We start from the raw sequence: 25,158 nt of genomic DNA on the forward strand, positions 1-25,158 counted from the left end.
TATGCAAAGGACATTAATTTAATGACAATAATATAACAATGAATCTGCAACAACTGGTACGCAAAAACGTATGGAATATGAAGCCGTATTCCTCGGCACGCAATGAATTTAAAGGGGAGGCTTCTGTTTTTTTAGATGCGAACGAGAATCCTTTGAATGATAAATACAACCGTTATCCCGATCCTTTACAATGGGCATTGAAAGAGAAAATAGCTAACGTAAAAGGTACTGTACCTGAAAAAATGTTTCTTGGTAACGGAAGTGATGAGCCGATAGACTTTGTAATACGTATATTCTGTGAACCGCGTATAGATAATATTGTTGCAATCGATCCTACATATGGCATGTATCAAGTCTGTGCCAATGTGAATGATGTGGAGTATCGCAAAGTATTGCTTGACGAAAATTTTGACCTCGATGCACAGAGATTATTAGATAAAACAGATAATAATACCAAACTGATTTACCTCTGTTCTCCGAATAATCCGACAGGAAATCTTCTGAACAGAGAAGAAATAAAGAAAGTATTGGATACATTTCAGGGAATTGTGGTTATAGATGAGGCATATATCGATTTTGCATCTGAAACCTCATGGATAAACGAATTGGATAAATATCCGAATCTCATTGTCTTTCAAACATTCTCCAAAGCATGGGGATTAGCTGCTGTTCGTTTGGGAATGGCATTTGCTTCGATTGAGATTATCGGACTTTTCAATAAAATTAAATATCCCTATAATGTGAATATCCTTACCCAGGAGTATGTAAGTGCCGAACTTGATAAACTCGAAATGAGGAAAGAATGGGTGAGGGAATTGCTGAAAGGACGTGATTTCTTGAAACAGGAGTTATCCAATCTGCCATTTGTAGAAAAGATATATCCTACCGATGCCAACTTTATTTTGGTAAAGGTTACCGATGCTAACGGTCTGTATAAGCAACTTGCCGATAAAGGTGTTATTGTCCGCAATCGTAATTCCATTTCTCTTTGTGCCGGATGCTTGCGGGTAACAGTGGGAACGGAGGAAGAGAATAAGACGTTATTAAAGGTTTTAAATACATTTGGTATAAAAGATGAAAAAACGAGCATTATTTATCGACCGTGACGGAACAATAGTCATCGAACCGCCTACAGATTATCAATTAGATAGTCTTGAAAAACTGGAATTTTATCCAAAAGTTATCCGTAACCTTTACTTTATCCGTAAGAACCTCGACTTTGAGTTTGTGATGGTAACTAATCAGGACGGATTAGGTACTTCATCTTTTCCAGAACATACATTTTGGCCACCCCACAATCTAATGCTGAAAACTTTGCAGGGAGAAGGCATTACGTTCGACGATATACTTATCGACCGTAGTTTCCCTGAAGATAGCCTTCCTACGCGCAAGCCCGGAACAGGCATGCTCGGAAAATATACCTCAGGGGAATATGACTTGGAGCATTCTTTCGTTATCGGCGACCGTATGACGGATGTAGAATTGGCAAAGAATTTGGGAGCGAAGGCAATCTTTTTGCGGGATGATATGGACATTCCGGAAGAATTACAGGATATATGCGCCTTGCAGACTGCCGACTGGGACATGGTGACCGAGTTCCTTTTTGCCGGAGAACGCAAAGCCGAGGTAAAACGTACTACCAAAGAAACGGATATTTATGTTTCCCTGAATCTCGATGGTAAAGGAAATTGCGACATCACTACCGGACTTGGTTTTTTCGATCATATGCTGGAACAGATAGGTAAGCATTCTGGAATGGATCTGACTATAAAAGTAAAAGGTGACCTCGATGTAGACGAACATCATACAATTGAAGATACAGCCATTGCTCTCGGTGAAGCGCTTTATAAAGCTTTCGGCGATAAGCGGGGTATCGAGCGTTACGGGTATTATCTTCCGATGGACGATTGTTTGTGCTCGGTTGCCCTTGATTTCGGAGGGCGTGCATGGCTAATATGGGATGCCGATTTTCAGCGCGAACGGGTAGGGGATATGCCTACTGAAATGTTTATGCACTTTTTCAAATCATTGAGTGATTCTGCCAGGATGAATCTGAATATGAAAGCCGAAGGTAAAAACGAACATCACAAAATAGAAGGTATATTCAAAGCCTTTGCCCGAGCACTTAAAATGGCAAAGAAAAGGGATATATTTAATTATGAGCTTCCATCTACCAAAGGAGTAATCTGAATATTTAGATAATCTTAATATTTAGATAATCTTAATACAATAAATAGAGGTAAATATCTGTTTTTATGGAAACATTAACGCCTCATTTTTCATTTTTTGTGTAAGTTTGCACCGATGAAAAAATATATAATTACAGTATTTCTGTTACTTGCCGTTTTTTCTGCACTGAGCGCTCAGAGTAACAGGCGTAGATCTGCAAACCGGCCTGCTGCTGTCAGACAGACAAAAGAGGTGAAGACAGATTCTGTACCTTCTGTTCCTGTAGCCTTACCGGTCGACAGTATTAAGACAGATACTGCTAAAGTTGCAACTCCGTCTATGTATGTATGGAAAATTACACCTCGTTTGGGTGAGCGTATCTTTTTGCCAATGGATACGGCCACTTTAGATTTTCATCAAAGTTTGCTTGTCGACGGGCTCGATGTAACAATGGGATATTTAGGAAATGTGGGGTCGCCCTTACAGTCAAAAATATTCTTTAATCGTCCTGATCCTTCCCGTTTTGTATTTCTTGATGCTATGTATCATTGGCGTAAGAACCCTGAAGATAAATACTTCATGAATACTAAGATACCTTATTCAAATGTAACTTACCAGACCGGAGGAGGAGGTGAAAGTTCGGAACACCGTTTGCAGACCGAAGTTTCAATTAATGCAGGAAAGAAACTGAATGTTGGCTTTGACTTTGATTACGTTTATTCGCGGGGGTATTATACATCCTTGTCAAACAAGCAGATGAGTTATGATTTTTATGCCAGCTACATAGGCGATAAATATAAGATGCATGCATTCTTACACAACAATAATTTCAATAATATTGAAAATGGAGGGATAACTAATTCTCTTTATATAACCAATCCTAATTCGGACGAAATAAGGCAGACGGAATTCCGCGGCAATTCTCTCGATATTCCGATCAGGATGCAGCATACATGGAATAAAATGCGTGGTCGACACTTATATGTAACTAATCGCTACGATCTGGGTAATGATGAGGAAGAATACATGGTGAATGATACAACAAAGGCTTGGCGAAAGAAGGAAAATTACGTGTCTCCTGCCAGTGTTATACTAACAACTCATTATACCGATCAAAAACGCCGTTTTGTTTCCGAATTCAATCAAATGGATGAGTTATATCCTTATTATACAGGTATTAACGGAGATGTAGTGAACGGGCCGAAATATAGCAATAATGCGAACGATTTTATGTCCTATTATTCCTTCAAAAATACGCTCGCTCTGGCTATGAATGAAGGCTTTCGCAAGTGGACAAAGTTTGGTCTCACTGCTTTTGCCGAATATGATATGCGAAAATATTCGATACCCGGAGCGCTGCCCGGATTACATGAACGTGAAGGAGAAAATGCTCTTACTATAGGTGGCGTTTTATCGAAAGAGAAAGGTAAATATTTAAAATACAGGGCTTCGGGTGAATTTAATATTCTTGACGGAAAAGACTCCAAGCTAGAAGGGGAAATAACTACCATGTTGAAGATATTTGGAAAAGATGTATCTGCAAAGGCTCATGCGTATGTAAAGAACATAAGCCCGAGTTATTTCCAGAAGAATTTTTCTACCAAATATTGGAACTGGACAAGTGAAAATACTGACTTTAGCAATACTAACAGGGTTTTTGTCGGCGGAGAAATTTCTTTTCCTGAATTGTCTTTTTCCAAGACACGTATCAGCGGAGGGGTTGAGAATATAAAGAATTACATATATTATAATTCAGATAGGCTGGTTGCTCAGGAATCAGGCAATGTGCAAGTGATTTCCCTTCAACTCAACCAGGATCTGAAAGCTGGCGTTTTTCACTGGGATAATCAAATAGTATACCAAAAAACGAGTAATGATAAAGTAATTCCTTTACCCGATCTTAGCGTTTATACTAATATTTACTTGTTGACTAAAATAGCAAAAGTATTGACTTTTCAATTGGGGGTTGATGCGCATTTCCACACAAAATATTATGCGCCCGGATACGAGCCGTTGACGATGCAGTTTTATAATCAAAGGAATGAAGAAATCGGAAATTTTCCTATTGCGACAGCTTATGTAAATCTGCATCTTAAATATACCCGATTCTATATAATGATGTATAATCTGGCCGATGGAATGGGCAATGGCCAGTCGTTCTCTCTCTATCGTTATCCTGTGAATCCGAGGATGTTGAAATTAGGACTATCGTGGCGTTTCAATAATTAATCCGGCTTATGACAAAGACAAAGAAACTCATATCTGCTACCGGAGTGATAATTGTCTTGGCAGTTATCTCCCTTTTCCTTTTTAGTGATAATGGAAAGCCTAAGGATTTTGAGGAAATAAAGAATGTGGGTGTTCTTCGTATTGTAACGGATTATAATTCTGTCGGTTATTTTGTATCCGGGGATACGATTGCCGGTTTCAATTACGATCTTATCCAGCTGCTAAAACAATATATACCACTGAAAATAGAAATAAAGCTTGAGTCCGGGCTGGATAAGAGCATAGAAGGTCTTAAATATGGGAAATACGATGTTATGGCGCGTAATATTCCAATCACATCCGAACTTCGGGGAAGTTTGATATTTACAGAACCTGTAGCCCAGAACAGACAGGTACTCGTTCAACGCAAAAAAGAATATAACGACGGGGTTGAACCGTTAAGAAGTCATCTTGCTTTGGCAAAAAAAACATTGTACGTTGCTGCCGATTCCCCTGCCATATTAAGAATACGCAATCTTTCACACGAAATAGGAGATACTATTTACATTAAAGAAGATCCTCTTTACAGTGCAGAACAGTTGGCTATGCAGGTAGCATCCGGAGAGATAGACTATGCCGTTTGCGACGAAAAGAGGGCGGCAAAGGTGGCTGAATCTTTGCCCGAAATAGATTATTCGACACTTATAGGATTTACACATATAGAAGCATGGGTGGTAAGTGAAAAATCTCCGGTTTTGCTGGATTCATTAAACCAATGGATAAGGCAGGTGAAAAATACGAAAGAATACGACAGGATATATCAAAAATATTATAATTAACATACGGTTCTGTCGGTTTGTTATTTACTTACAGAACACCTCAAACCTGTTTAATTGCTCATTCATTATTGATCAGACAATGAAAAGGTCATTTTCTACCTTATTTATAATTATCTCTATATTATCAGCATGTACTTTGGAACCTGATTCGAAAAGACCGTTTTTAAATCTTGGATTCGAATATTCAGTGCCTGATAATGATATTCCTCTGAGATGGAATATGTGGAATCCCGAGTATGATTTTAAACTAGTGGATAGGCGCGAGGAATCGGGTAAATGTTTTAAAATAGAAAGTAAGCATTTATATAGTAAAGAATTCCGTTTTTTTGGAACATTGCCTCTTGATCTTGTACTAGGTAAAGAAGTGGAACTAAGGGGAAAAATAAGAGTTCATTCGGTCAATGACGGATTTTCAGGGTTATGGTGTAGTGTATCACAATGCGATAGTACCCTGTTCTTTGATGATATGAAAGATCGGGGTATAAAAGGTACCACTGATTGGCAATTGGTTTCACTGAAAGTTAATGTCGATACGCAAGCAACAGATATTAACTTCGGTGGAATTTTGTCAGGAAGCGGTACAGCATGGTTCGACGATTTTGAGATTTTTATCGATGGAATCAAACTCATTGAATCTGACCCTTCAGTGCTTGAACCGAAAAAAGAAGAAATTTCATCGTTACAGAAATATATACATCCATTAGAGACACTCGATCCTGATGTAAAATCAAATAATGATCTTGAAGTATTAGATAAGATGATTCAGCATGCAAAAGTGATAGGGCTAGGTGAATCTTCGCATGGTACAAGTGAGATATTTCAGATGAAGCATAGGATAATCAGATACCTTGCAGAAAAACATGGCTTTGATATTTTTTCAATAGAGGCCAATATGCCGGAAGCATGCGAAATAAACAATTATATCAAAGGTCTTGGAAGCCAAGAAATTAATCCCATAAAAAATATGTATTATGGCGTATGGAGCACACACGAAGTGAGGAATATGATAGAATGGATGAAAACTTATAATTCTGCGGTCGATAGAATGCAATTTACAGGATTTGATATGCAGTTTTGTGATGAATCAGTTAAAGTATTAGAATCAGCTTTTATCAGGAACAAAAATGTCAAATCACACATAAAAGAGTTGAAAAATAAGTTAACCGAAAGAAAGGATTATACTAAACCCTTATCAGAGGAGGAGTCGAAACTTATTAAAGAAAAAATAAATATAAAGTTAAGCCTTATCAGAGAAGGAATAGATCAGTCTTCTATGGATACGAAAAAAAAGGCATGGCTGCATCAGAATATAAGAATATTAGAACAATACCTGAACTTATCCCCTGCTAAGAGGGATGAATTTATGGCCGAAAATCTTTTATGGATAAAAGATCAGAATCCACAGTCTAAGATTGCAGTGTGGGCTCATAACGGGCATATTAAAAAAAGTGGATATAGTATGGGAAGCCATTTATCGAAAGCACTTGATGAAGAATATCTATCTATCGGATTTGCTTTTTATCATGGTAAGCACACGGCAGCAACAGGCGTGAATTATACATTGTCAGGTCAGAAATCAAAGGAAGCTTATCCGGGAACTTATGAATATTTGTTTAATGCGATAGAGGAACCTCTTTTTATACTTGATTTACGCGAAGCAAAAAAAGATAGTTCAATGAATGGCAAATGGCTTTCTGGCGATATGGAATTTCGCAATGCAGGCCTTACCAAGCAAAAGTGTGAATTTTTCCGAACTTATCTGGTGGATGATTTTGACCTTATTATATTTATAAAGGAATCTACACCAACTAAGCTATTATCCCCATCGGAGTAATTATATACTATTTAATCACTTATTTTAAGTTATAAGTGTCAATCCGACTTATAGTATTGTTTTTTTGATAAAAAATGATTAAAATTGCTATCTTGACTTTGCAATGACGTAAAAAAAAAGTACCTTCGTCGGATTTTAATTTAGTTTATTAAGTGGAATCATTCTTTCGTACACATAGATATTTAGTGGAACATCTGGATGGTGTTATTCCGAGGTTGTTGATGAAGCAGATTGACTGGTCGCAAAGGCTTATAGGAATAAAAGGAACCCGAGGAGTAGGTAAAACTACGTTTCTGCTCCAGTATGCGAAAGAGTTTTTCGATATAAGCAAAAGGGATTGTCTTTATATAAATTTGAACCAATTCTATTTTACCATAAGGACAATTACCAGTTTTGCCCGTGAGTTTGTCGACAGAGGCGGCAAAACACTCTTGCTCGATCAGGTATACAAATATCCAGACTGGGCAAAGGAATTGAAAGAATGTTACGAACTGTATCCTCAGTTGAAGATTGTCTTTACAGGTTCTACTGTAATGAAGCTTCACGAGGATGAAGGTCTATCACCAATAGTTCAGGTGTACAATCTGAGAGGATTTTCGTATAGGGAGTTTCTTAATATTCAGTTCAAGAAGAGTTTTTCGGCATATAGGCTTGAGGAGATTATAAACAATCATCAGAAGATTGCTGCTGAAGTTTCTTCTCAGATAAGGCCTCTCGATAATTTCTGGTCTTATATGCATCATGGTTATTACCCGTTTTTTCTGGAGAAAAGGAATTTCTCTGAAAACCTGTTGAAGACGGTGAATATGATGCTGGAAGTAGATGTTTTGTCTATCAGGCAGATTGAGTTAAGTTATTTGCCTAAACTCAGAAAGTTGCTATATCTGATAGCACAGTCGGCACCCGGCAAACCTAATATAAGCCAGTTGAGCATCGATTGTGAGATATCGAGAGCTACTGTAACTAATTATATGGAATATTTGCGAAGTGCCCGATTGATAAACATGCTATACAGCGAAGGGGAAGAATTTCCTAAAAAACCTGATTTGGTATATATGCACAATACAAATCTGATATTTCCACTGAAAATGTCCCAGATAGAAGATCAGTCTTTGCGCGAAACATTTTTTTACAATCAGGTGCATCATAGCGACAGTAAGCTGAAAAAGGGTGTGAAAAGCGGAATGTTTATTGTGGAAAACGACGGAAAGAAATATAAATTTAAGATAGAAGGACAAAAAAGTAGGGGTAAGAATAAGTCGGAACTATTCTATGCGGTAGGAAGCCTTGAAGCCGGCGATAAAAATGTAATCCCTCTTTGGCTGTTCGGTTTTTTATATTAGTGTGTATGTGATTTGGCAGGGATGCAAATCAACTAATTATAACGTAAATCAATTAAGATAATCAACTATTACAAAGGTATGGCTAAACAAAAAAGATTCCTAACATGTGATGGTAATCAGGCTGCAGCGCATATTTCATATATGTTCAGCGAGGTAGCTTCGATTTATCCGATCACACCGTCATCGACAATGGCAGAATATGTCGATGAATGGGCGGCAGCAGGCCGCAAGAACATATTCGGCGAAGTATTGAAAGTACAGGAAATGCAATCCGAAGCAGGTGCAGCCGGTGCAGTACACGGTTCACTGCAGGCGGGTGCATTGACAACTACATATACAGCTTCTCAGGGTCTGTTGTTGATGATCCCGAATATGTATAAAATTGCAGGTGAACTTCTTCCAAGTGTGTTCCATATTTCGGCTCGTGCTCTTGCAGCGCAGGCTCTTTCTATTTTCGGTGACCATCAGGACGTAATGGCAGCACGCCAGACCGGTTTTGCCATGTTCTTCTCGGGTTCCGTACAGGAAGTAATGGATCTTTCGGCAGTTCCCCATCTGGCAACGTTGGAGTCCCGTATTCCGTTCATGAATATATTTGACGGATTCCGTACATCGCACGAAATACAGAAAGTGGAAGAAATGGATCAGGAAGACCTGATTCCGCTTATCGATCAGAAAGCTTTGGCTGAATTCCGCGAAAGGGCTCTCAATCCTGAAAACCCTGTAACGCGTGGTACTGCTCAGAATGATGATATTTACTTCCAGTCTCGCGAAGCTGCTAATAAATTCTATGATGCAGTTCCTGAAATCGTAGAAAAATATCTGGCAGAGATATCCAAAATCACAGGCCGTAAATATGGTTTGTTCGATTACTACGGTGCAGAAGATGCAGACCGCGTAATTATCGCAATGGGTTCTGTAACGGAAGCTATCAAGGAAACAGTAGACTACCTGAATGCCAAAGGCGAGAAGGTCGGTCTTGTTGCCGTTCACTTATATCGTCCGTTCAAAGTAGAAGCTTTCCTTTCGGCTATTCCTAAGACAGCTAAAAGAATCGCAGTTCTCGACCGTACAAAAGAACCGGGAGCTCCGGGTCAACCATTGTATATGGATACAAAAGACTGTTTCTACGGAAAAGAAGATGCTCCGACTATTGTTGGCGGTATCTACGGTCTTTCATCTAAAGATACTACTCCGGCACAGATCATGTCAGTATATGAAAATCTGGCTATGCCTATGCCGAAGAACGATTTCACTATCGGTATCGTGGATGACGTGACTTTCAAGTCACTTCCATTGAAAGAAGAAGTCTCGGTAGATGAAACTGCATATGAAGCAAAATTCTACGGATTAGGTTCTGACGGTACGGTAGGAGCTAATAAGAATACTGTTAAGATTATCGGCGATAATACAAATAAATATTGTCAGGCATATTTCGCCTACGACTCTAAGAAATCGGGAGGTTTTACAGCTTCTCACCTTCGTTTCGGTGACAATCCTATACGTTCTACTTATTTGGTAAATACACCGAACTTCGTGGCATGTCACGTTCCGGCTTATCTTCATCTTTATGATGTAACCAAAGGTTTGAAAAAGAATGGAACATTCCTGCTTAACTCTGTTTGGAGTAAGGAAGATGTTGGTAATTACCTGCCTGACCATGTGAAGAAATATCTGGCTGAAAACAATATCAATTTCTACATTATCAATGCAACTAAGATTGCTACAGAAATTGGTCTTGGTGGCCGTACAAATACGATCCTTCAGTCTGCATTCTTCAAAATTTCTAATGTGATCCCTTATGATCTTGCCGTAGAGCAGATGAAGAAATTCATTGTGAAGTCTTATGGCCGTAAAGGAGAAGATGTTGTAAACAAAAACTATGCTGCCGTAGACCGCGGTATCGAGATAGAGAAAGTAGAAGTTCCTGCAGAATGGGCTAACATTGTTGTTGGCAAAGCGGAAGAAGACAATGCTCCTGAATTTATCAAGAAAGTTGTTCGTCCGGTAAATGCGCAACGTGGCTCTGACTTGCCAGTGTCTGTATTCGTTGGCCGTGAAGACGGTACATGGGATAACGGTACTACTGAGTATGAAAAACGCGGTGTAGCTGCTTTCGTTCCTGTATGGGAAGCTGAAAACTGTATACAGTGTAACCAGTGTGCATATGTTTGTCCTCATGCTACTATCCGTCCATTTATGTTGGATGCTACAGAGCAGACTCATGCTCCGGCCGGTATCGAACTTCTCAAAGCTCAGGGCAAACAATTCGATGGTATGGCATTCCGCATTCAGGTAGACGTATTAGACTGTCTTGGTTGTGGTAACTGTGCCGATATCTGTCCGGGCAAAAAAGGCAATTCAGCCCTTAAAATGGTTGAAATCGGTACACAATTCCCTGAACAGAACAACTGGGATTTCATGATCAAAAATGTAACCAGCAAGGCTCACCTTGTGGATACAAAACTGAATGTGAAAAACTCTCAGTTTGCAACTCCATTGTTTGAGTTCTCAGGCGCATGTTCAGGTTGCGGTGAAACTCCATATGTAAAACTTGTTACTCAGCTGTTCGGAGACCGTATGCTGATTGCCAATGCTACAGGTTGTTCTTCAATCTATGGCGGTTCTGCACCTTCTACTCCTTATCGTAGGAATGAGGAAGGAAAAGGTCCGGCTTGGGCAAATTCATTGTTTGAAGATAATGCCGAATTCGGTCTTGGTTATGCATTGGCAAATATAACAATGCGCGACAGGCTGGTTAAGCTGATGACGCAGGCTCAGGATTGCGACCAGTGTTCTCCTGAGATCAAAGCTATTTACAAAGAATGGATCGAGAATAAAGACGAGGCTGAAAAGACAAAGGAAATTCATGCAAGAATGATGCCTTTGCTTGAAGTGGAAAAAGACAAATGCGAATATTGCAAGGAAATCTATTCTCTGAAACAATATATTATCAAGCGTTCTATCTGGATATTCGGAGGTGACGGTTGGGCTTACGATATAGGTTTCGGTGGTCTCGACCATGTAATTGCTTCGGGTGAAGATGTAAATATCCTTGTACTCGATACGGAAGTTTATTCTAATACGGGAGGTCAGTCTTCCAAATCTACACCTGTGGCTGCTGTAGCTAAATTTGCTGCTGCCGGTAAGAAAATACGTAAGAAAGACCTTGGTATGATAGCGACTACTTACGGTTATGTATATGTTGCTCAGGTAGCAATGGGTGCTAATCAGGGACAATGCCTTAAAGCAATCAAGGAAGCTGAGGAATATAAAGGACCGTCACTTGTAATTGCATATTCTCCATGTATCAGCCACGGGTTGCGTAAAGGAATGGGGCATGCTCAGGATGAAGAGAAAGCAGCTGTGGCCTGCGGATACTGGCATCTATGGCGTTACAACCCGATGTTGGAAGACGAAGGCAAGAATCCGTTTATCATGGATAGCAAAGAGCCGGACTGGACTAAATTCCAGGATTATCTGAAAGGCGAGGTTCGTTATACATCGCTTCAGAAATCGAATCCGACAGAATCGGAAGAATTGTACCAGGCTGCTCAAAGCAATGCTATGTGGCGCTATAAGAGCTATATGCGTCTTGCAGCTGAATCTTCTGATAAGCCAGAATAAGATTTAATATATAACTATATTAATTAATAAATATTAGCGTTTAGGCGGGGTGAATTTTGATAATTCACCCTGCTTTTTTGTTAAAAGCCTTATCTCTACGGGATTATTCATTGTAAACTTTGATATTTTTAGTACTCAAATAAATTATAATTTGAAAAATATGTATTATCTTTGCCAAACCTGATATATAGTTATTATAACTGATACAAAACATATGAACAAAAAGACTTTACTAACTTCACTACTATTGCTCTGTGTGTCAATAGTATCCTTAGCACAGACTAATCGTACTGAGCAGTATTCGGTTCCTAGCCGAAATGAATACCTTCTCAAAGATCCTCTCTGGTTTATCTCAATAGGGGCCGGGGCGCAGGTTTATTTTGGAGAAGATGACAATGGAGTTCCGGGCAATCGCATTGGTCTGGACAAAAGAGCTACATTCGCACCGACTTTAACTATCGGCCGCCGGATGAGTAATATAATCACGCTTCGTCTGCAATTATCAGGAGGTAGCTTGCATGGTTTTAACGATGGTTGGAATGGAACCTATACAAGATGGTGGAAAGACGGTTCTAACGGAGACGATTTTATGAAAATATCCAAAGACCCACAATGGGACTATATGGGATGGGAAGAAGGCAAGGATTACATGTATGGTGTTGTAGACCACACTGGAGTGCCTGTATACCATGCAGCGTGGGGTGAGAATGAAAAATACTACATGCAGCATATGCGTTATTTCAGTGCTACAGGAGACGTGTCGCTGAATCTTATCAATCTGATAAAAGGATATCAACCTAACCGTAAGTTTGAAATATGGCCGTTCGCAGGTGTGGGCTGGTATCAACGTTTTGCTCATATGGGTACACTGAACAATACGTTTTTTGGAGGCAGCTTCGGTTTGAATCTGGGATATAATATTACAAGAAAATTCCAGGTGTTTGCGGAAGGTAGAGGCGTAATTGTAAGCGACGGATTTGACGGACAAAAAGGAGACATGAGTAACAATGGTATTGTACAGGCTACAATGGGTATTGCTTACAAATTCGGAGACCCTAAATATATCGACCCTGCTATCGAAACACGTTTGCTTATGCCGTATAATATTGCCCGCGGTTGTGACAAGATGGTACTTGTTCCGGGGGGTAATATCGAGATGGGTACTGGTGTAGACCCTCTTTGGGGTGATTCTGTTCCTCGCAAATTAGTTGCTGTTAGTCCGTTCTGGATGGATGAAACAGAAGTAACGAACAAACAATATCGCGAATTTGTTTATTGGGTACGCGATTCGATAATAAGAGAACGTTTGGCAGACCCGGCTTATGGTGGAGACCCTACATTTAAAGTATTGGTAAGACCGAAAGATGATTTGAGCGCACCGGTCGGTCAGCGTCTTAACTGGACAAAATCCATTCCTTGGAAGAATCCTACAAGCAGAGAATCAGCTGCTATAGCCAGCGTTGTCGGAGGTAATCCGTTCGGTGCAGATAAAGGTGGCTTGGTATCATCAGCAATGAATTATAAATACGACTGGTTCGATTCGAAAAGCTACTATGCATTTTTAAGTAAATTGCAGGAGGGAGAAGCTTCTTCTATAGCAATTACTAAAGATACTGCATACGTGAACATGAGAGGAGATATTGTTCGCGAAACATTGTCGAGATTATCACATGGCGACAGAATCGATTTTACAAATACTTATATAGTAAATATATATCCCGATGTAATGAGTTGGATGACAGACTTCGCCAATGCAAAGAGCGAACGTTATGTAGAAAGCTATTTTACATCTAAGGCTTACGATAATTTCCCTGTGGTTGGTGTATCATGGGAAGCAGCCGATGCATACTGTGCATGGCGTACCGATCGTTATGTTTACGATAGTAATTGTAGTCTGGCTGGTTTTGAAGGTTACAGACTCCCTACAGAAGCAGAATGGGAATTTGCAGCAAGAAACGGACGTTCGGAACTGGACTATCCGTGGTATTCTAACGAAACTCATACTACAGACGGCTTAGCGCATGCTAATTTCCGTGCATCCAAAGACCTGAAAGATCTAGTGTCGCCGGTTGCCACATTCCTGCCAAACCGGTTCGGTTTGTATGATATGGCCGGAAATGTTTCTGAATGGACAACTACTACATTTACCGAATCTGTTGACCGTATGGCTGACGAGGCAAACCCTGATTTCAGTTACAGGGCTGTTCTTGCCGATCCGGCGATTCTGAAACGCAAAATCGTGAAAGGCGGATCTTGGAAAGATGCTACAGTAAGATCAGGAGAAAGATCAGTAGAATTTCAGGATAAAGGACGCTCTTTCATCGGATTCAGATGTGTCAGATCGTGGGGTGTTGACGAAAAAGGTAGATTTAGATAATAAATCGACAAAATATAAGTTATATACTTATATATAATATTTATAGGTGAACAAGATGGCAAAGAGAGATAATATTAAACATTTCATATCCAGTAGAAAAGGACAGATAATATTCAACTATTTATATAGCTGGGGGGCTGCAGTTGTGATCATTGGAGCCATGTTTAAGATTATTCATCTTCCTTTTGCCGATTACATACTAATGGCGGGAATGATTACAGAAGCTATAGTGTTTTTCATTTCCGCATTTGATTACATTTCACCGACTCCGGCTACAGAAACCCCTGCAAATGCAGGTGTTTTTGTCGGTAGCAGTGTTACCGGTGGTACCGTAGTAGCACCTCCGGGAGCAGCAAGAGCCTCAACAGAATCAGGAAAAGGTAAAGTCGAGGGTTCAGGCTCGGTTGTTATTATAGGAGGTGGCGGAAATGCAGGTAGTGGAAGTTATGCCGGATCTTCGGGCATGTCAAATGCTCAGGGTTCAGGTGGTACATCAGTTGGCTCTCCGTCTGTGGCATCAGGAAATACTGCAGGTGGAAGCAAAAATGTTTCTCCGGAATATGCTCAAAGTCTAAATGACACAGCTCAAAATCTGGAAGAGTTCTCTACTACAATACAATCATTGAATGAAGCATCCCAGAAGTTGCTGGGTGCGTATAAACATGTGACCGAAACTCAGGGTTTTGTAGATAATCTGGCAACATTAAACGAGAATGTAAGTGGACTGAATGATGTTTTCAATACACAATTGCAAACAATAAACGAACAGATGTCTGCTATCAGATATATCAATGATAGCCTGATCAGGATGAAAGGCCTGTATGACGGCGCTATCGGAGATAGTTATATGTTCAGGGAAGAATCTGCAAAAATGACTAAGCATATCGAAGCATTGAATAATGTATATGCTCGCTTATTACAGGCTATGACAACAAATAACAACAATAATATGAACCCAACTAATTTCTAACAGAGTTGTATCTGAATCTGGAAATTATAAAGAAGATAACTGATGGCATTGAGTAGAGGGCAAATGACGCGACAGAAGATGATAAATCTGATGTATCTGGTTTTCATTGCTATGCTTGCTTTAAATGTATCCACAGAGGTTCTGGACGGGTTTGTATTAGTTAACGATAACCTTCAGGAGAATATAGAGGTTACAAACGCACGTAATAAACAGATATATACCGATATCGATGAAGCATATACTTCTAATCCTGAGAAAGCAAAAACAGGATACGATATATCGCAGGATATAAGACGTAAGACCGATTCGCTCTTTAACTATATACAGTACTTAAAACAGGAGATAGCTAAGAAGAGTGATGGTGCGGATGCCGATATCGATAACCTGAAATCGAAAGATAATCTCGATGCTTCTTCGGAAGTAATGATATCACCCGTCGGCGGACAGGGGAATAAATTGAAAGGGTTGATTGACGAATACCGTGACGGAATATTGGTCTTGATCTCGGATAATGCGAAGAAAGATGTCGTGAGCAAGACTTTATCTACTGAGCCGAACGAAAGGGCCAGAAAAGACGGTAAGAGTTGGTTGCAAGCATCTTTTGACAGGATGCCGAGTATAGCAGCAATAACCTTTTTGTCTGAATTGCAGGTAAATGTGAGACAAGCTGAAGGCGAAGTCCTCAACAACCTTATTCAGAATATAGATATAAAAGATTTGCGTGTAAATCAATTGAGCGCATTTGTTGTACCGCAATCTAATATGGTAATGAGAGGAACTAACTATTCAGCTCAGATTATCATGGCGGCAGTAGATACAACACAGCGTCCGACGATAGTAGTCAATGGCAAAGAGTTGCCAAAAGAGAAGAATGGCTTATACGAATTTAATGCTACAGGAACAGGAAAGCAAAGCTTCAACGGATACATTGAAATGATGGATAGGAGCGGGCTTCCTCTTAGGCGTGAGTTTAAGCAGGAGTATACGGTCATGGAACCGATGGCTACTGTTGCTCCGTTGCTGATGGATGTACTTTATTCAGGTATTCCTAATCAGGTCAGTATATCTGTTCCGGGAGTAGCCGTCAGTGATGTGTCAGCTTCCGCTTTAGATGGCGGAACATTGACTTCATCCGGTAATGGGCTATGGGTTGCAACACCGTCTTCGGCGAAAATTGGGCAAAAATTTGTTATAGCCGTTACTGCTAAAGTGAACGGAGTATCACAAATAGTAGCAAGAAAAGAATTCAGGATACGTCCTTTGCCTCCGGCATTAGCATACATCGAATATAACGATGCTAACGGTAGTCCGAGGAAGTTTAGAAAAGGAGCCTTGTCGAGGGCAGTTATTTTAAATTCTCCGGGAATTAAGGCATCTATTGACGATGGTATTCTTGACATACAGTTTACAGTGCTAAGTTTTAGAACATATTCTTTCGACGCTATGGGAAATACTACTCCGGAACTATCGAATGGAGCAAGCTTCTCTCAACGTCAGATCGAACAAATAAGAAGAATGAACAGAGGAACGCGTTTCTTCATAGGCGACATAAAGGTCAAAGGACCTGACGGCGTTGAACAGGAAACAAATCCGATGCAGATAACGATTAATTAATTAACACAAAAATAGAATATTATGAAATCCATTATTTCATTAATGTTTTGCGGGCTCTTGATAGTTGGTACACTTTCCGCACAAAACTTCGCAAACAATCGACCACGCATATTAGACGAGGTGTCTGTTGTTACATCCACAGCTGAGGATATGGCAACAGAGATATCTACCAGAGAACTGGCAGTGATGGAGGGTTCGATGAACGATTACTCTTCTTCTATCTGGTCCCGTGAGATATACCGTCAGGTAAGTGATATAGAAGGTAATGAAACTTTCTTCTATCCACAGGAATCTACCGATACAAGAGTAAATCTGTTTTCTTTATTGGTAAACCTTTTGAGTACTAATACTATTAACGGCTACAAGTATCAGGCTGTACCTGAATTGAGTCCTGAATTGACAGGTAAACAAACGCTCGAAGAGGCTGCTATTCCTTTTACAGAAAGTAGTGATAAAACGCTTACTATAAAGAAAGAAGATATCCCTTCAGCGAAGATAAGCCATTATTTGGTTAAAGAGAGATGGTTCTTTGATATAAAGACTTTCAAAGGAGATATCCGTGTAACACATATTTGTCCGGTATTATCCGAGAATGGAAAGTTTTTCCCTCTATTCTGGGTACGTTTCGATGATATCAGTGTATATCTGGCAAGAGCGGTATCACCGGTTGCTGTAGCTAATATTACACCCGTGTTAAGCAATGCTTCTATGTTTGATATCATTCACAATAGATGGTACAGAGGTTGTATTTATCAGGTTGGTTTCAGACATCTGTCGGCTTTCTTCCCTGAGATAAAAGACCTCATTAACGAGCGTAAGCGTATAGAATATGAACTGGATTATATTCAGGCTAAATTTTATGCTGCTCAAAATAGAAGATAATACTCTATGATATAAAGCATAAAAAAGAGCATCCAATAATGGATGCTCTTTTTTATTATAATGACTTTATTATTTATAGGTATCCAATGCCTTTATATTCTTCTCCAAGTCTTCTTTACTTATCTCTTGTAAATCCATATCTATCGAAATATCTGCAGTTATAGTCACTTCCTTTTCGGCATAAGTGAATTTACCGTCTTTTACGGAATAGGCAATCAATTTGCCTTGTGCACCCAAAGGTACGCTGTTGTCATAGCTTTTGACCGTCTTATCATCTACAGTCGTATATATCTGCGCTAATACTAATACGCCTTTTGCACGGAAGAATACAAACGTATCACCTGTGTATCCCAGATATGAAGCCAGTTTACCGAAGTCGCCGTATAGTTTGACAGTAACTGTTGTGAAGCCGTTTGTACTCGACCAGAATATATCGCAATTGATCCATCCTAATTTACCAAGCAGGAACTCGAATCTCTTATTCTTGGCAAAAGCTCCATTCTCCCTGTTATTAGGTTCCATATCATCTTCAGGAATATCTTCCCATGCAAACTGATTCTCTTGCTCTCCTGCCTGTTCGTTACCAACCCAAAGTTGTGTCATTGTACCATCTTCTTTGTCAGTAGGGATACTAACGGTAATAGGTGAACTCAGATTCTGGTCGATGCTTACCCCGTTCTGCTTAATATCTATGAATATAAAGCCATCGGATTCAAAGATGTTCTTACCCGCATAATTTGTATTTGTTCCGGAGAAGATCATACTACTCGGCTTCAGCATTTCATATGCCTCTACTGTAAATTCTCCTGTTATAGCTGTTCCATTTTTGGTTAATGCATCAGCAGGAATAGTGATCTGGACACCTTCTTTTAGAGTTATTGTCTTGGGTAGTTCCGAAGTGTTTACCTTAACTTCCTGTTTCAATGTAGATTTGTTCTCTTCTAAGAACTCTTTGGCTTGATAGTTTTCGTCATACTGCTTCTTTAGCAAATAGTCTTCGTCATCGCATGAAATGAATAAGAATCCTAAGCACAATATTAGAGGTAAGATTCTGGACAATAGTGTTTTCATAAATGTGAGTGTTAAATTAATAATATGTAATATAAGTAAAGCTTGTTATCTTGTGTTTTGTCGTTCAGGTGTCTGGCATATATTAATAAGATGCGATATAAAGCAGAAACGTTGCATATTAAGTTAATTATTGTCAGATAATATAAAAGGCTGTCTTGTTTCCAAAACAGCCTCTCATATATGAAGTCCTTTCTATTAACCGGCTTTCTGCACTTCCTCTATCACTTCCATCCCTTTCAGAATAGCCTGTTCATTCATAGGCAATAAGCCATGATGACGTTCAGGCAGCGATTTTTTTAGTCCTAGCATTACATTTTCGAGTTTTACCATAGGGCATATTTTCAGAAGTCCTCCAAGTACAATCATATTGAAAGCCTTGTTGTTCTTCATCAATGTAGCCGTATCTATAGCTTCTATCTTATAAATGTTTATATCTTTTCTTGTAGGTGGATGCTGGAATCCGCTGGGGTCGTAAATCAGTATACCGCCCGGTTTCACATGCGGCTCGAATTTTTCCAGCGACGGCTGGTTCAATATGATTGCTACATCGTATTCGTTAACAATAGGCGAACTGATCGGATTGTCACTAAGGATAACGGTTACATTTGCTGTTCCTCCCCGTTGTTCAGGGCCGTAAGATGGGAACCATGAAACTTCCTTGTTTTCCATAAGTCCCGAATAGGCCAGAATCTTTCCCATCGACAATACTCCTTGTCCTCCAAAACCTGCTATTACTATTTCTTGTGTCATGCTTTTCCTTTTTTAGATGTTTTTCAGATCTCCCAACGGATAGGCAGGGAACATATTTTCCACCATCCAGTTATTGGATGCCTCGGGTGTCATTTTCCATCCCGAACTACAGGTGGATACTACTTCGACAATCGAGAGCCCTTTATTTTCCATAGAGTTTTCAAAAGCCTTTCTGATCATGCGCTTAGTTTTCTTGACAGCAGCAGCAGTATGTACGCTCTGACGCGTGGCTAGACATACACCCGGCAATTGGGCCAACAAATCGGTTATCTTCAACGGATAGCCGTTTTCATACACATTACGTCCGTTAGGGGTAGTAGAGGTTTTCATGTCCAGAAGGGTAGTAGGTGCCATCTGTCCTCCCGTCATCCCGTAGATACCGTTATTGATAAAGATAACGGCTATATTTTCACCGCGGTTAGCTGCATGTATTGTTTCTGCCGTGCCGATAGCTGCAAGGTCGCCGTCACCCTGATAGGTAAATACCATCTTCTCAGGATTGAGTCGTTTAATAGCCGTAGCCACCGCAGGCGCCCGTCCATGAGCGGCTTCCTGCCAGTCCACATCCAGATAGTTATATGCAAAGACTGCACAACCTACAGGAGCAACCGCAATAGTTTTTTCCATTAGTCCCATTTCATCAACTATCTCGGCTATTAATTTATGTACAACACCGTGTGAGCATCCGGGACAGTAATGCATCTCGGCATCGTTCATCAATGCTGGTTTTGCATATACTAGGTTAGCAGGGTCTATAATATTTGTACTCATAACTTTTCTACTTTTAATTTTACATAACTGTATTTATTAACAGTCAAATTTGTTTTGCAGGGCGTCAAGTACTTCACTTGGGGTAAATACTATTCCACCCAAACGCCCGTAATGCTCTACTTTCACTTTGCCGTTTACAGCCAGCCTAACGTCCTGAACCATCTGTCCGGCGTTCATTTCCACTGTAAGTATTCCTTTTATTTTAGAGGCATATTTTTCTATTTCTTTCGACGGGAAAGGCCATAATGTAATCGGACGGATAAGGCCCACTTTTATACCTTTGGCGCGCGCAAGTTCCATCGTTTTCTGACATATACGTGCAGCAGAACCGAAAGCTACCAATATGTAATCGGCATCTTCACAGTTTATTTCCTGATGCATGCATAGTTCGCTTTCAATCTTTCTGTATTTAGCTTGTAGACGAAGATTGTTAGCCTCCATCTTATTTGAATCCAGTTCTAATGTTGTAATAATATTTGGTTGCCTTCCCGGTAGTCGGCCGAGCGTTGCCCAAGGGCATTGTTCCCTGATTTCAGCATCTGTTCTTCTGCGCTTATATGGGGGAAGTACAACTTTTTCCATCATTTGACCAATGACGCCGTCAGTGAGTATCATCACCGGTGTGCGGTATTGGAAAGCAAGGTCGAAACCAAGCGCTACAAAATCGGCCATTTCCTGTACTGAACTCGGCGCAAGTGTTATAAGGTTATAGTCTCCATGACCACCGCCTTTTACCGCTTGGAAATAATCGGCCTGTGAGGGCTGTATTGTTCCCAGTCCGGGGCCTCCGCGCATTACATTTACCAGTAAGCAAGGCAATTCACCTGCTGCTATGTATGATACGCCTTCGAGCATGAGGCTCATCCCGGGGCTTGAAGATGATGTCATCACTGCTTTACCGCAGCCTGCACCACCGTATACCATATTTATTGAGGCTGTTTCACTTTCTGCCTGCAGTACTACCATCCCTGTAGTTTTCCAAGGTGCTTCAGCCATTAAAGTTTCCATTATTTCCGATTGGGGAGTTATCGGATAACCGAAGTAGCCATCTGCTCCATACCTTATTGCAGCATGTGAAATGGCATCGTTGCCTTTCATTAAAAATATTTCTTCTGACATAAGCTTTGTTTGGTTAAAAACGAATTTTGATACGCTCTGCTCTGTTTGTACAGGTAGATAATCCGTTATTACTATTCAAATTTTTTCTTGTATATGGTCAGGCAGCCGTCGGGGCATACATATCCACAATTTGCACATCCTATACAAGCTTCAGGGTCTTTCATGTAAACATAATGATAGCCCTTCTGATTTACATTCCGCGGTTGCAGTTCCAATACGTCGCAGGGGCATGATACAACACATAGATTGCATCCTTTGCAACGCTCTTCATTTACTACAACTGTTCCTTTGATTTTGGCCATTTCCTATTAATAGTAAAAGTAAAAATTCAATGTTTCCTTTCTAAAATAATAACCATGAATGGTCATTATAGCAAGCAGACAATACGCTGCTTCGAAACGATTAGTTTTCCAGTACTACTTTTCCGATGGGGGAATTTCGTTTGATCTAGCACAAAGGTATACGTATTTATTTTTATATTTCCCATTTTCATAGACAAAGATGTTAAAAAAAGTAACACTATTATGCATATTATTGTTTTTTATGGGTAGCAACAAATGCTGACTCACAGAAGGTTGTCTATGCAATATTGGTGCTTATGATTATTTCAGGTTTAATATCTGCAATTTTTATTAAATCTTCCGGTTTTATCTGAATCTGCAATCCCCTCTTTCCGGCACTAATATAGATAAAGTTATAATTTTTGCATGATGCATCAATATAGGTAGGGAATTTCTTCTTCATACCTATCGGTGAACATGCTCCCCTGATATATCCGGTAACATTCAGCAGGTCTTTCATAGGAATCATATCACAATTCTTGTTTCCGGATATCTTTGCCGCAATTTTCAGATCCAGTTCTGCGTTTCCCGGTATGATGCATACGAAGTAGCCTGACTTATCACCTTTCAATACTAACGTCTTGAAAAGCTGTTCTACGGGTTCATCCAATTGTTCTGCAACATGGACTGCACTGAGGTCGGATTCATCTACTTCGTATGGGATAAGCTGATATTCTATCTTTTCTTTATCCAGTAGTCTGGCGGCATTTGTTTTCTCTATTTTCATTATTGAAAGGTAATATTTGGCAATAGCTTAAACAATTTGTTAAGATGTTTATGGAATTAACCATTCCGTATCATCTATTAATCAGAATGTGAAATTAAATAATTTTTGCCATGAAACCCATAAATAACCTACTAATAGTAGCAGCCATAGGATTTACAGGATTTCTATCCTGCAGCAATAGCCATAAGGACGCAGTAATGAACGAAGCCTATTCTATGTCGCAGATAGCTACCGAAGATGAAAAAAGTCCTGCCGATAAAGCCATGGAAGAAGTATATGAAGTTGTCAAACATCAGGCTCCGCCGGATGCAGTTAGATTTGTTCCGCCTACTATCGTTCCTAACTTTGTAGCATCTTCTGCTGCATCGACGGCATTCGACGACGGAGTTCATAAGTTTATACGCACGGCGCAGGTTAAGTTTAAGGTCAAAGATGTAGTATCTGCGACAAGGAAAATTGAGGATGTTGCACTGATAAATAAAGGTTTTATTATCAAATCGTCAGTTAATAATGAAAACTTCCGTACCGAGACTATTAATATCTCGAAAGACTCGGCTATGGTAAAATACTATTGCAATCTGGTTTCGTCGATCAACCTGAAAGTTCCGGCTTCTTCTCTCGATACCGTACTTCGCCAGATAGCGCCCTTAGCGCTCATAGTGGACTACAGAATAATAGATGCTGATGATGTAACAGTAAAACTGATGTCGGATAAGCTGGCACAAATACGTTTAGCTAAACGCCAAAAGCGGATATCCAACGCGATAAGCACAACCGGACGTAAACTTGATGATATCATGGCTGCCGAAGATGCACTGGATGAAACACTGGCTGATGCCGACCGGAAGGTAATATCAGAGTATAATATAAACGAACAGATTGCTTACAGCACTATAAGTATCAGCTTATATCAGGACAGGATAGAGTACTCCGAAAAGGTGCTGCGTCAGGCTCCTTATGAAGAATACACTCCGGGCTTTGGTTCTAAGATTGCAGATGGATTCGCTGCCGGATGGTCTGCCGTAAGTATGGTCTTTTTATGTCTGGTATATATATGGCCATTATGGGTTCTTGTTGGCATAGGTGTATTCCTATTTATATGGTTCAGAAAGAGAAGCGGTCGGGCAAAAGAATAGGCTGCAATTAAGGGAGCCGGATACGTCCGGCTTTCCTGTTATGGAGCTAGCCGTACGATTTCCCATACCCCATCTTCAAGACTGTATTGTATCCTGTCGTGCAGACGGTTTTTGCGCCCCTGCCAGAATTCTATTAAGTACGGCTTTACAATATATCCACCCCAATTGTCCGGCCGGGTAATGTCTTTTCCCGTAAACTCCGATTCGAAATCGCTCATCATTCTTTCCAGATATTCCCTGTTGGGTATAGGCCGACTTTGAGGCGATGCCCATGCGCCCAGTTTACTTTTCTCCGGGCGCATTTCGAAGTAAGAATCCGATTCTGCCGGAGATATCTTTTCTGCCGTGCCTTCGATACGTACCTGTCGTTCCAACTCGTGCCATACAAAGTCGAGTGCACAATAGTTGTTTTCTGCTAGTTGCACGGCTTTTCTGCTGTTGTAATTGGTGAAGAATACAAATCCTTCAGGCTTTACTTGTTTCAGCAGCACTATCCTCGATGACGGTCTACCGTCTTTATCCGCTGTAGCAAGGTTCATAGCATTCGGTTCCAAGGCTTGGGAAGTCATAGCTTCGTCAAACCAACGAGTGAACATCTTTATTGGGTCGGCTGTAACCTCGCTTTCATCAAGGGTTTTCAGGGAAAAGTCCCGTCTTATATTGAATAGATCAGTCATATAATTTTTACATTTATTAACTATATTTGGTTAAAAGGTAACAGAAGTAACATCATTCAATTAATAATTAACAATGAATAATTAATATAGTTTTCTGTTCTTGCTAAACAGGATAAAACACCAAAAAAATATTTACATTCGTTAACCATATATAGTTAAAAAGTAACAAAAGTAACGTTTTTGTGGACAGTTGATAATTGGCAATGAAATACTTTTATCCTGTACTATTAAATTTCAAAGAACTATAAGCTATAAGCTAAAATTATATAGATAAATCAAAACAAAACAAATCCCCGTTAACATCACGTCCACGGGGATTCTAAGATCAACTAAAAAAACTATCAATAGAAAAGTTTTATGCTAAACAAAGTAAATGTTTGTCCTTTTCTTTTTGCTTTTTACAGTACCGGTTGCATTGCTCGATGATACTGTATCCGAGTAAGATGCCGAGTATAAAGTCTTCTTCGGGAGTGAGCAGGTTCAGTGGCTTATCACCACATATCCTGTTTGCTACGGCAAGGCACTCATCCTTCCCGAAAAATACATTTATATTCCCATTCTTTAATCGTTGTATCTGATAACCGATAGCGTTTTTTTCGAGCTTCCATCTCACTTTTTCTTCATTGTCGGCGGTCAGGGTGCAAAGCATCAGATCGCGGACCCCTTTCTTATATTCATAAATAAGATGATAAAAAACACGCAT

The 25,158-nt window shown here is 39.9% G+C and carries 20 protein-coding genes; 12 read left to right on the forward strand and 8 right to left on the reverse strand.

Going from position 1 to position 25,158, the window contains the following annotated elements; genetic code table 11:
* Positions 1-38: 38 nt before the first annotated feature.
* The 11 genes from hisC (at position 39) to K348_RS0106190 (ending at position 17,863) form a co-directional block, all read left to right on the forward strand.
* Entirely contained in the window at positions 39-1,106 is a 1,068-nt protein-coding gene (hisC, locus tag K348_RS0106140) for a histidinol-phosphate transaminase (RefSeq protein WP_029903994.1), read from the forward strand.
* The gene (gene hisB, locus K348_RS0106145) at positions 1,075-2,190 is read left to right on the forward strand and encodes a bifunctional histidinol-phosphatase/imidazoleglycerol-phosphate dehydratase HisB (protein ID WP_029903996.1); all 1,116 of its coding nucleotides are present in this window, start codon (positions 1,075-1,077) and stop codon (positions 2,188-2,190) included. Before hisC ends, hisB begins: the two co-directional genes overlap by 32 nt.
* Before the next feature lie 114 nt (positions 2,191-2,304).
* Positions 2,305-4,398, forward strand: a complete 2,094-nt coding sequence (locus K348_RS0106150; RefSeq protein ID WP_029903998.1) for a putative porin — start codon at positions 2,305-2,307, stop codon at positions 4,396-4,398.
* An 8-nt stretch (positions 4,399-4,406) separates the two neighbouring features.
* The gene (locus tag K348_RS0106155) at positions 4,407-5,216 is read left to right on the forward strand and encodes a transporter substrate-binding domain-containing protein (RefSeq protein ID WP_029904000.1); all 810 of its coding nucleotides are present in this window, start codon (positions 4,407-4,409) and stop codon (positions 5,214-5,216) included.
* A 79-nt stretch (positions 5,217-5,295) separates the two neighbouring features.
* Positions 5,296-7,050, forward strand: a complete 1,755-nt coding sequence (locus K348_RS0106160) for an erythromycin esterase family protein (protein WP_081852527.1) — start codon at positions 5,296-5,298, stop codon at positions 7,048-7,050.
* A gap of 152 nt (positions 7,051-7,202) precedes the next feature.
* Entirely contained in the window at positions 7,203-8,393 is a 1,191-nt protein-coding gene (locus K348_RS0106165; RefSeq protein WP_029904004.1) for an AAA family ATPase, read from the forward strand.
* Positions 8,394-8,471: 78 nt separating this feature from the next.
* On the forward strand, positions 8,472-12,020 hold the full coding sequence (nifJ, locus tag K348_RS0106170) for a pyruvate:ferredoxin (flavodoxin) oxidoreductase (RefSeq protein ID WP_029904006.1): 3,549 nt from the start codon (positions 8,472-8,474) through the stop codon (positions 12,018-12,020).
* Between the two features lie 214 nt (positions 12,021-12,234).
* Positions 12,235-14,397 (forward strand): SUMF1/EgtB/PvdO family nonheme iron enzyme, encoded by a 2,163-nt coding sequence (locus tag K348_RS0106175; protein WP_029904008.1) that lies wholly within the window; start codon positions 12,235-12,237, stop codon positions 14,395-14,397.
* A gap of 55 nt (positions 14,398-14,452) precedes the next feature.
* Complete coding sequence (gene gldL, locus K348_RS0106180) at positions 14,453-15,367, forward strand: gliding motility protein GldL (protein WP_029904010.1); 915 nt, start codon at positions 14,453-14,455, stop codon at positions 15,365-15,367.
* A gap of 42 nt (positions 15,368-15,409) precedes the next feature.
* Positions 15,410-16,981 (forward strand): gliding motility protein GldM, encoded by a 1,572-nt coding sequence (gldM, locus tag K348_RS0106185; protein WP_029904011.1) that lies wholly within the window; start codon positions 15,410-15,412, stop codon positions 16,979-16,981.
* A 21-nt stretch (positions 16,982-17,002) separates the two neighbouring features.
* Positions 17,003-17,863 (forward strand): hypothetical protein, encoded by an 861-nt coding sequence (locus tag K348_RS0106190; RefSeq protein ID WP_029904012.1) that lies wholly within the window; start codon positions 17,003-17,005, stop codon positions 17,861-17,863.
* Positions 17,864-17,932: 69 nt separating this feature from the next.
* Here K348_RS0106190 and K348_RS0106195 read toward each other — a convergent pair whose 3' ends face one another.
* The 6 genes from K348_RS0106195 to ybaK all read right to left on the reverse strand — a co-directional run bounded on the left by K348_RS0106195 (position 17,933) and on the right by ybaK (position 22,642).
* Complete coding sequence (locus K348_RS0106195; RefSeq protein WP_156032793.1) at positions 17,933-18,934, reverse strand: hypothetical protein; 1,002 nt, start codon at positions 18,932-18,934, stop codon at positions 17,933-17,935.
* Between the two features lie 195 nt (positions 18,935-19,129).
* Complete coding sequence (locus K348_RS0106200; RefSeq protein WP_029904016.1) at positions 19,130-19,684, reverse strand: 2-oxoacid:acceptor oxidoreductase family protein; 555 nt, start codon at positions 19,682-19,684, stop codon at positions 19,130-19,132.
* A 12-nt stretch (positions 19,685-19,696) separates the two neighbouring features.
* Positions 19,697-20,455: a thiamine pyrophosphate-dependent enzyme gene (locus K348_RS0106205; RefSeq protein ID WP_029904019.1), complete on the reverse strand. Its 759-nt coding sequence runs from the start codon at positions 20,453-20,455 to the stop codon at positions 19,697-19,699.
* 36 nt (positions 20,456-20,491) lie between these two features.
* On the reverse strand, positions 20,492-21,574 hold the full coding sequence (locus K348_RS0106210; protein ID WP_029904021.1) for a 3-methyl-2-oxobutanoate dehydrogenase subunit VorB: 1,083 nt from the start codon (positions 21,572-21,574) through the stop codon (positions 20,492-20,494).
* Between the two features lie 71 nt (positions 21,575-21,645).
* Positions 21,646-21,876, reverse strand: coding sequence for a 4Fe-4S binding protein (locus K348_RS0106215; RefSeq protein WP_029904023.1), 231 nt, complete (start codon positions 21,874-21,876; stop codon positions 21,646-21,648).
* Between the two features lie 277 nt (positions 21,877-22,153).
* On the reverse strand, positions 22,154-22,642 hold the full coding sequence (ybaK, locus tag K348_RS0106220) for a Cys-tRNA(Pro) deacylase (protein ID WP_029904025.1): 489 nt from the start codon (positions 22,640-22,642) through the stop codon (positions 22,154-22,156).
* 110 nt (positions 22,643-22,752) lie between these two features.
* Between ybaK and K348_RS0106225 the strand changes: the two genes are divergently transcribed.
* Entirely contained in the window at positions 22,753-23,778 is a 1,026-nt protein-coding gene (locus K348_RS0106225) for a DUF4349 domain-containing protein (RefSeq protein WP_081852529.1), read from the forward strand.
* Positions 23,779-23,816: 38 nt separating this feature from the next.
* On the opposite strand, the gene pdxH is transcribed toward K348_RS0106225, so the two are convergent.
* Both pdxH and K348_RS0106235 read right to left on the reverse strand, forming a co-directional pair.
* Positions 23,817-24,455, reverse strand: a complete 639-nt coding sequence (gene pdxH, locus K348_RS0106230) for a pyridoxamine 5'-phosphate oxidase (RefSeq protein WP_029904029.1) — start codon at positions 24,453-24,455, stop codon at positions 23,817-23,819.
* A gap of 355 nt (positions 24,456-24,810) precedes the next feature.
* Positions 24,811-25,158: a DUF2023 family protein gene (locus K348_RS0106235; protein WP_029904031.1), complete on the reverse strand. Its 348-nt coding sequence runs from the start codon at positions 25,156-25,158 to the stop codon at positions 24,811-24,813.

This window comes from Prevotella sp. 10(H) (genome assembly GCF_000711235.1).
Lineage (GTDB): Bacteria > Bacteroidota > Bacteroidia > Bacteroidales > Dysgonomonadaceae > Dysgonomonas.

Coding starts and splice junctions, on each gene's coding strand:
- hisC (WP_029903994.1), top strand. CDS start 39: ATGAATCTGCAACAACTGGTACGCAAAAACGTATGGAATATGAAGCCG.
- K348_RS0106190 (WP_029904012.1), top strand. CDS start 17,003: ATGAAATCCATTATTTCATTAATGTTTTGCGGGCTCTTGATAGTTGGT.
- K348_RS0106175 (WP_029904008.1), top strand. CDS start 12,235: ATGAACAAAAAGACTTTACTAACTTCACTACTATTGCTCTGTGTGTCA.
- gldM (WP_029904011.1), top strand. CDS start 15,410: ATGGCATTGAGTAGAGGGCAAATGACGCGACAGAAGATGATAAATCTG.
- nifJ (WP_029904006.1), top strand. CDS start 8,472: ATGGCTAAACAAAAAAGATTCCTAACATGTGATGGTAATCAGGCTGCA.
- K348_RS0106150 (WP_029903998.1), top strand. CDS start 2,305: ATGAAAAAATATATAATTACAGTATTTCTGTTACTTGCCGTTTTTTCT.
- K348_RS0106195 (WP_156032793.1), bottom strand. CDS start 18,934: ATGAAAACACTATTGTCCAGAATCTTACCTCTAATATTGTGCTTAGGA.
- hisB (WP_029903996.1), top strand. CDS start 1,075: ATGAAAAAACGAGCATTATTTATCGACCGTGACGGAACAATAGTCATC.
- K348_RS0106210 (WP_029904021.1), bottom strand. CDS start 21,574: ATGTCAGAAGAAATATTTTTAATGAAAGGCAACGATGCCATTTCACAT.
- K348_RS0106235 (WP_029904031.1), bottom strand. CDS start 25,158: ATGCGTGTTTTTTATCATCTTATTTATGAATATAAGAAAGGGGTCCGC.
- K348_RS0106205 (WP_029904019.1), bottom strand. CDS start 20,455: ATGAGTACAAATATTATAGACCCTGCTAACCTAGTATATGCAAAACCA.
- gldL (WP_029904010.1), top strand. CDS start 14,453: ATGGCAAAGAGAGATAATATTAAACATTTCATATCCAGTAGAAAAGGA.
- K348_RS0106215 (WP_029904023.1), bottom strand. CDS start 21,876: ATGGCCAAAATCAAAGGAACAGTTGTAGTAAATGAAGAGCGTTGCAAA.
- pdxH (WP_029904029.1), bottom strand. CDS start 24,455: ATGACTGATCTATTCAATATAAGACGGGACTTTTCCCTGAAAACCCTT.
- K348_RS0106225 (WP_081852529.1), top strand. CDS start 22,753: ATGAAACCCATAAATAACCTACTAATAGTAGCAGCCATAGGATTTACA.
- K348_RS0106200 (WP_029904016.1), bottom strand. CDS start 19,684: ATGACACAAGAAATAGTAATAGCAGGTTTTGGAGGACAAGGAGTATTG.
- K348_RS0106155 (WP_029904000.1), top strand. CDS start 4,407: ATGACAAAGACAAAGAAACTCATATCTGCTACCGGAGTGATAATTGTC.
- K348_RS0106160 (WP_081852527.1), top strand. CDS start 5,296: ATGAAAAGGTCATTTTCTACCTTATTTATAATTATCTCTATATTATCA.
- ybaK (WP_029904025.1), bottom strand. CDS start 22,642: ATGAAAATAGAGAAAACAAATGCCGCCAGACTACTGGATAAAGAAAAG.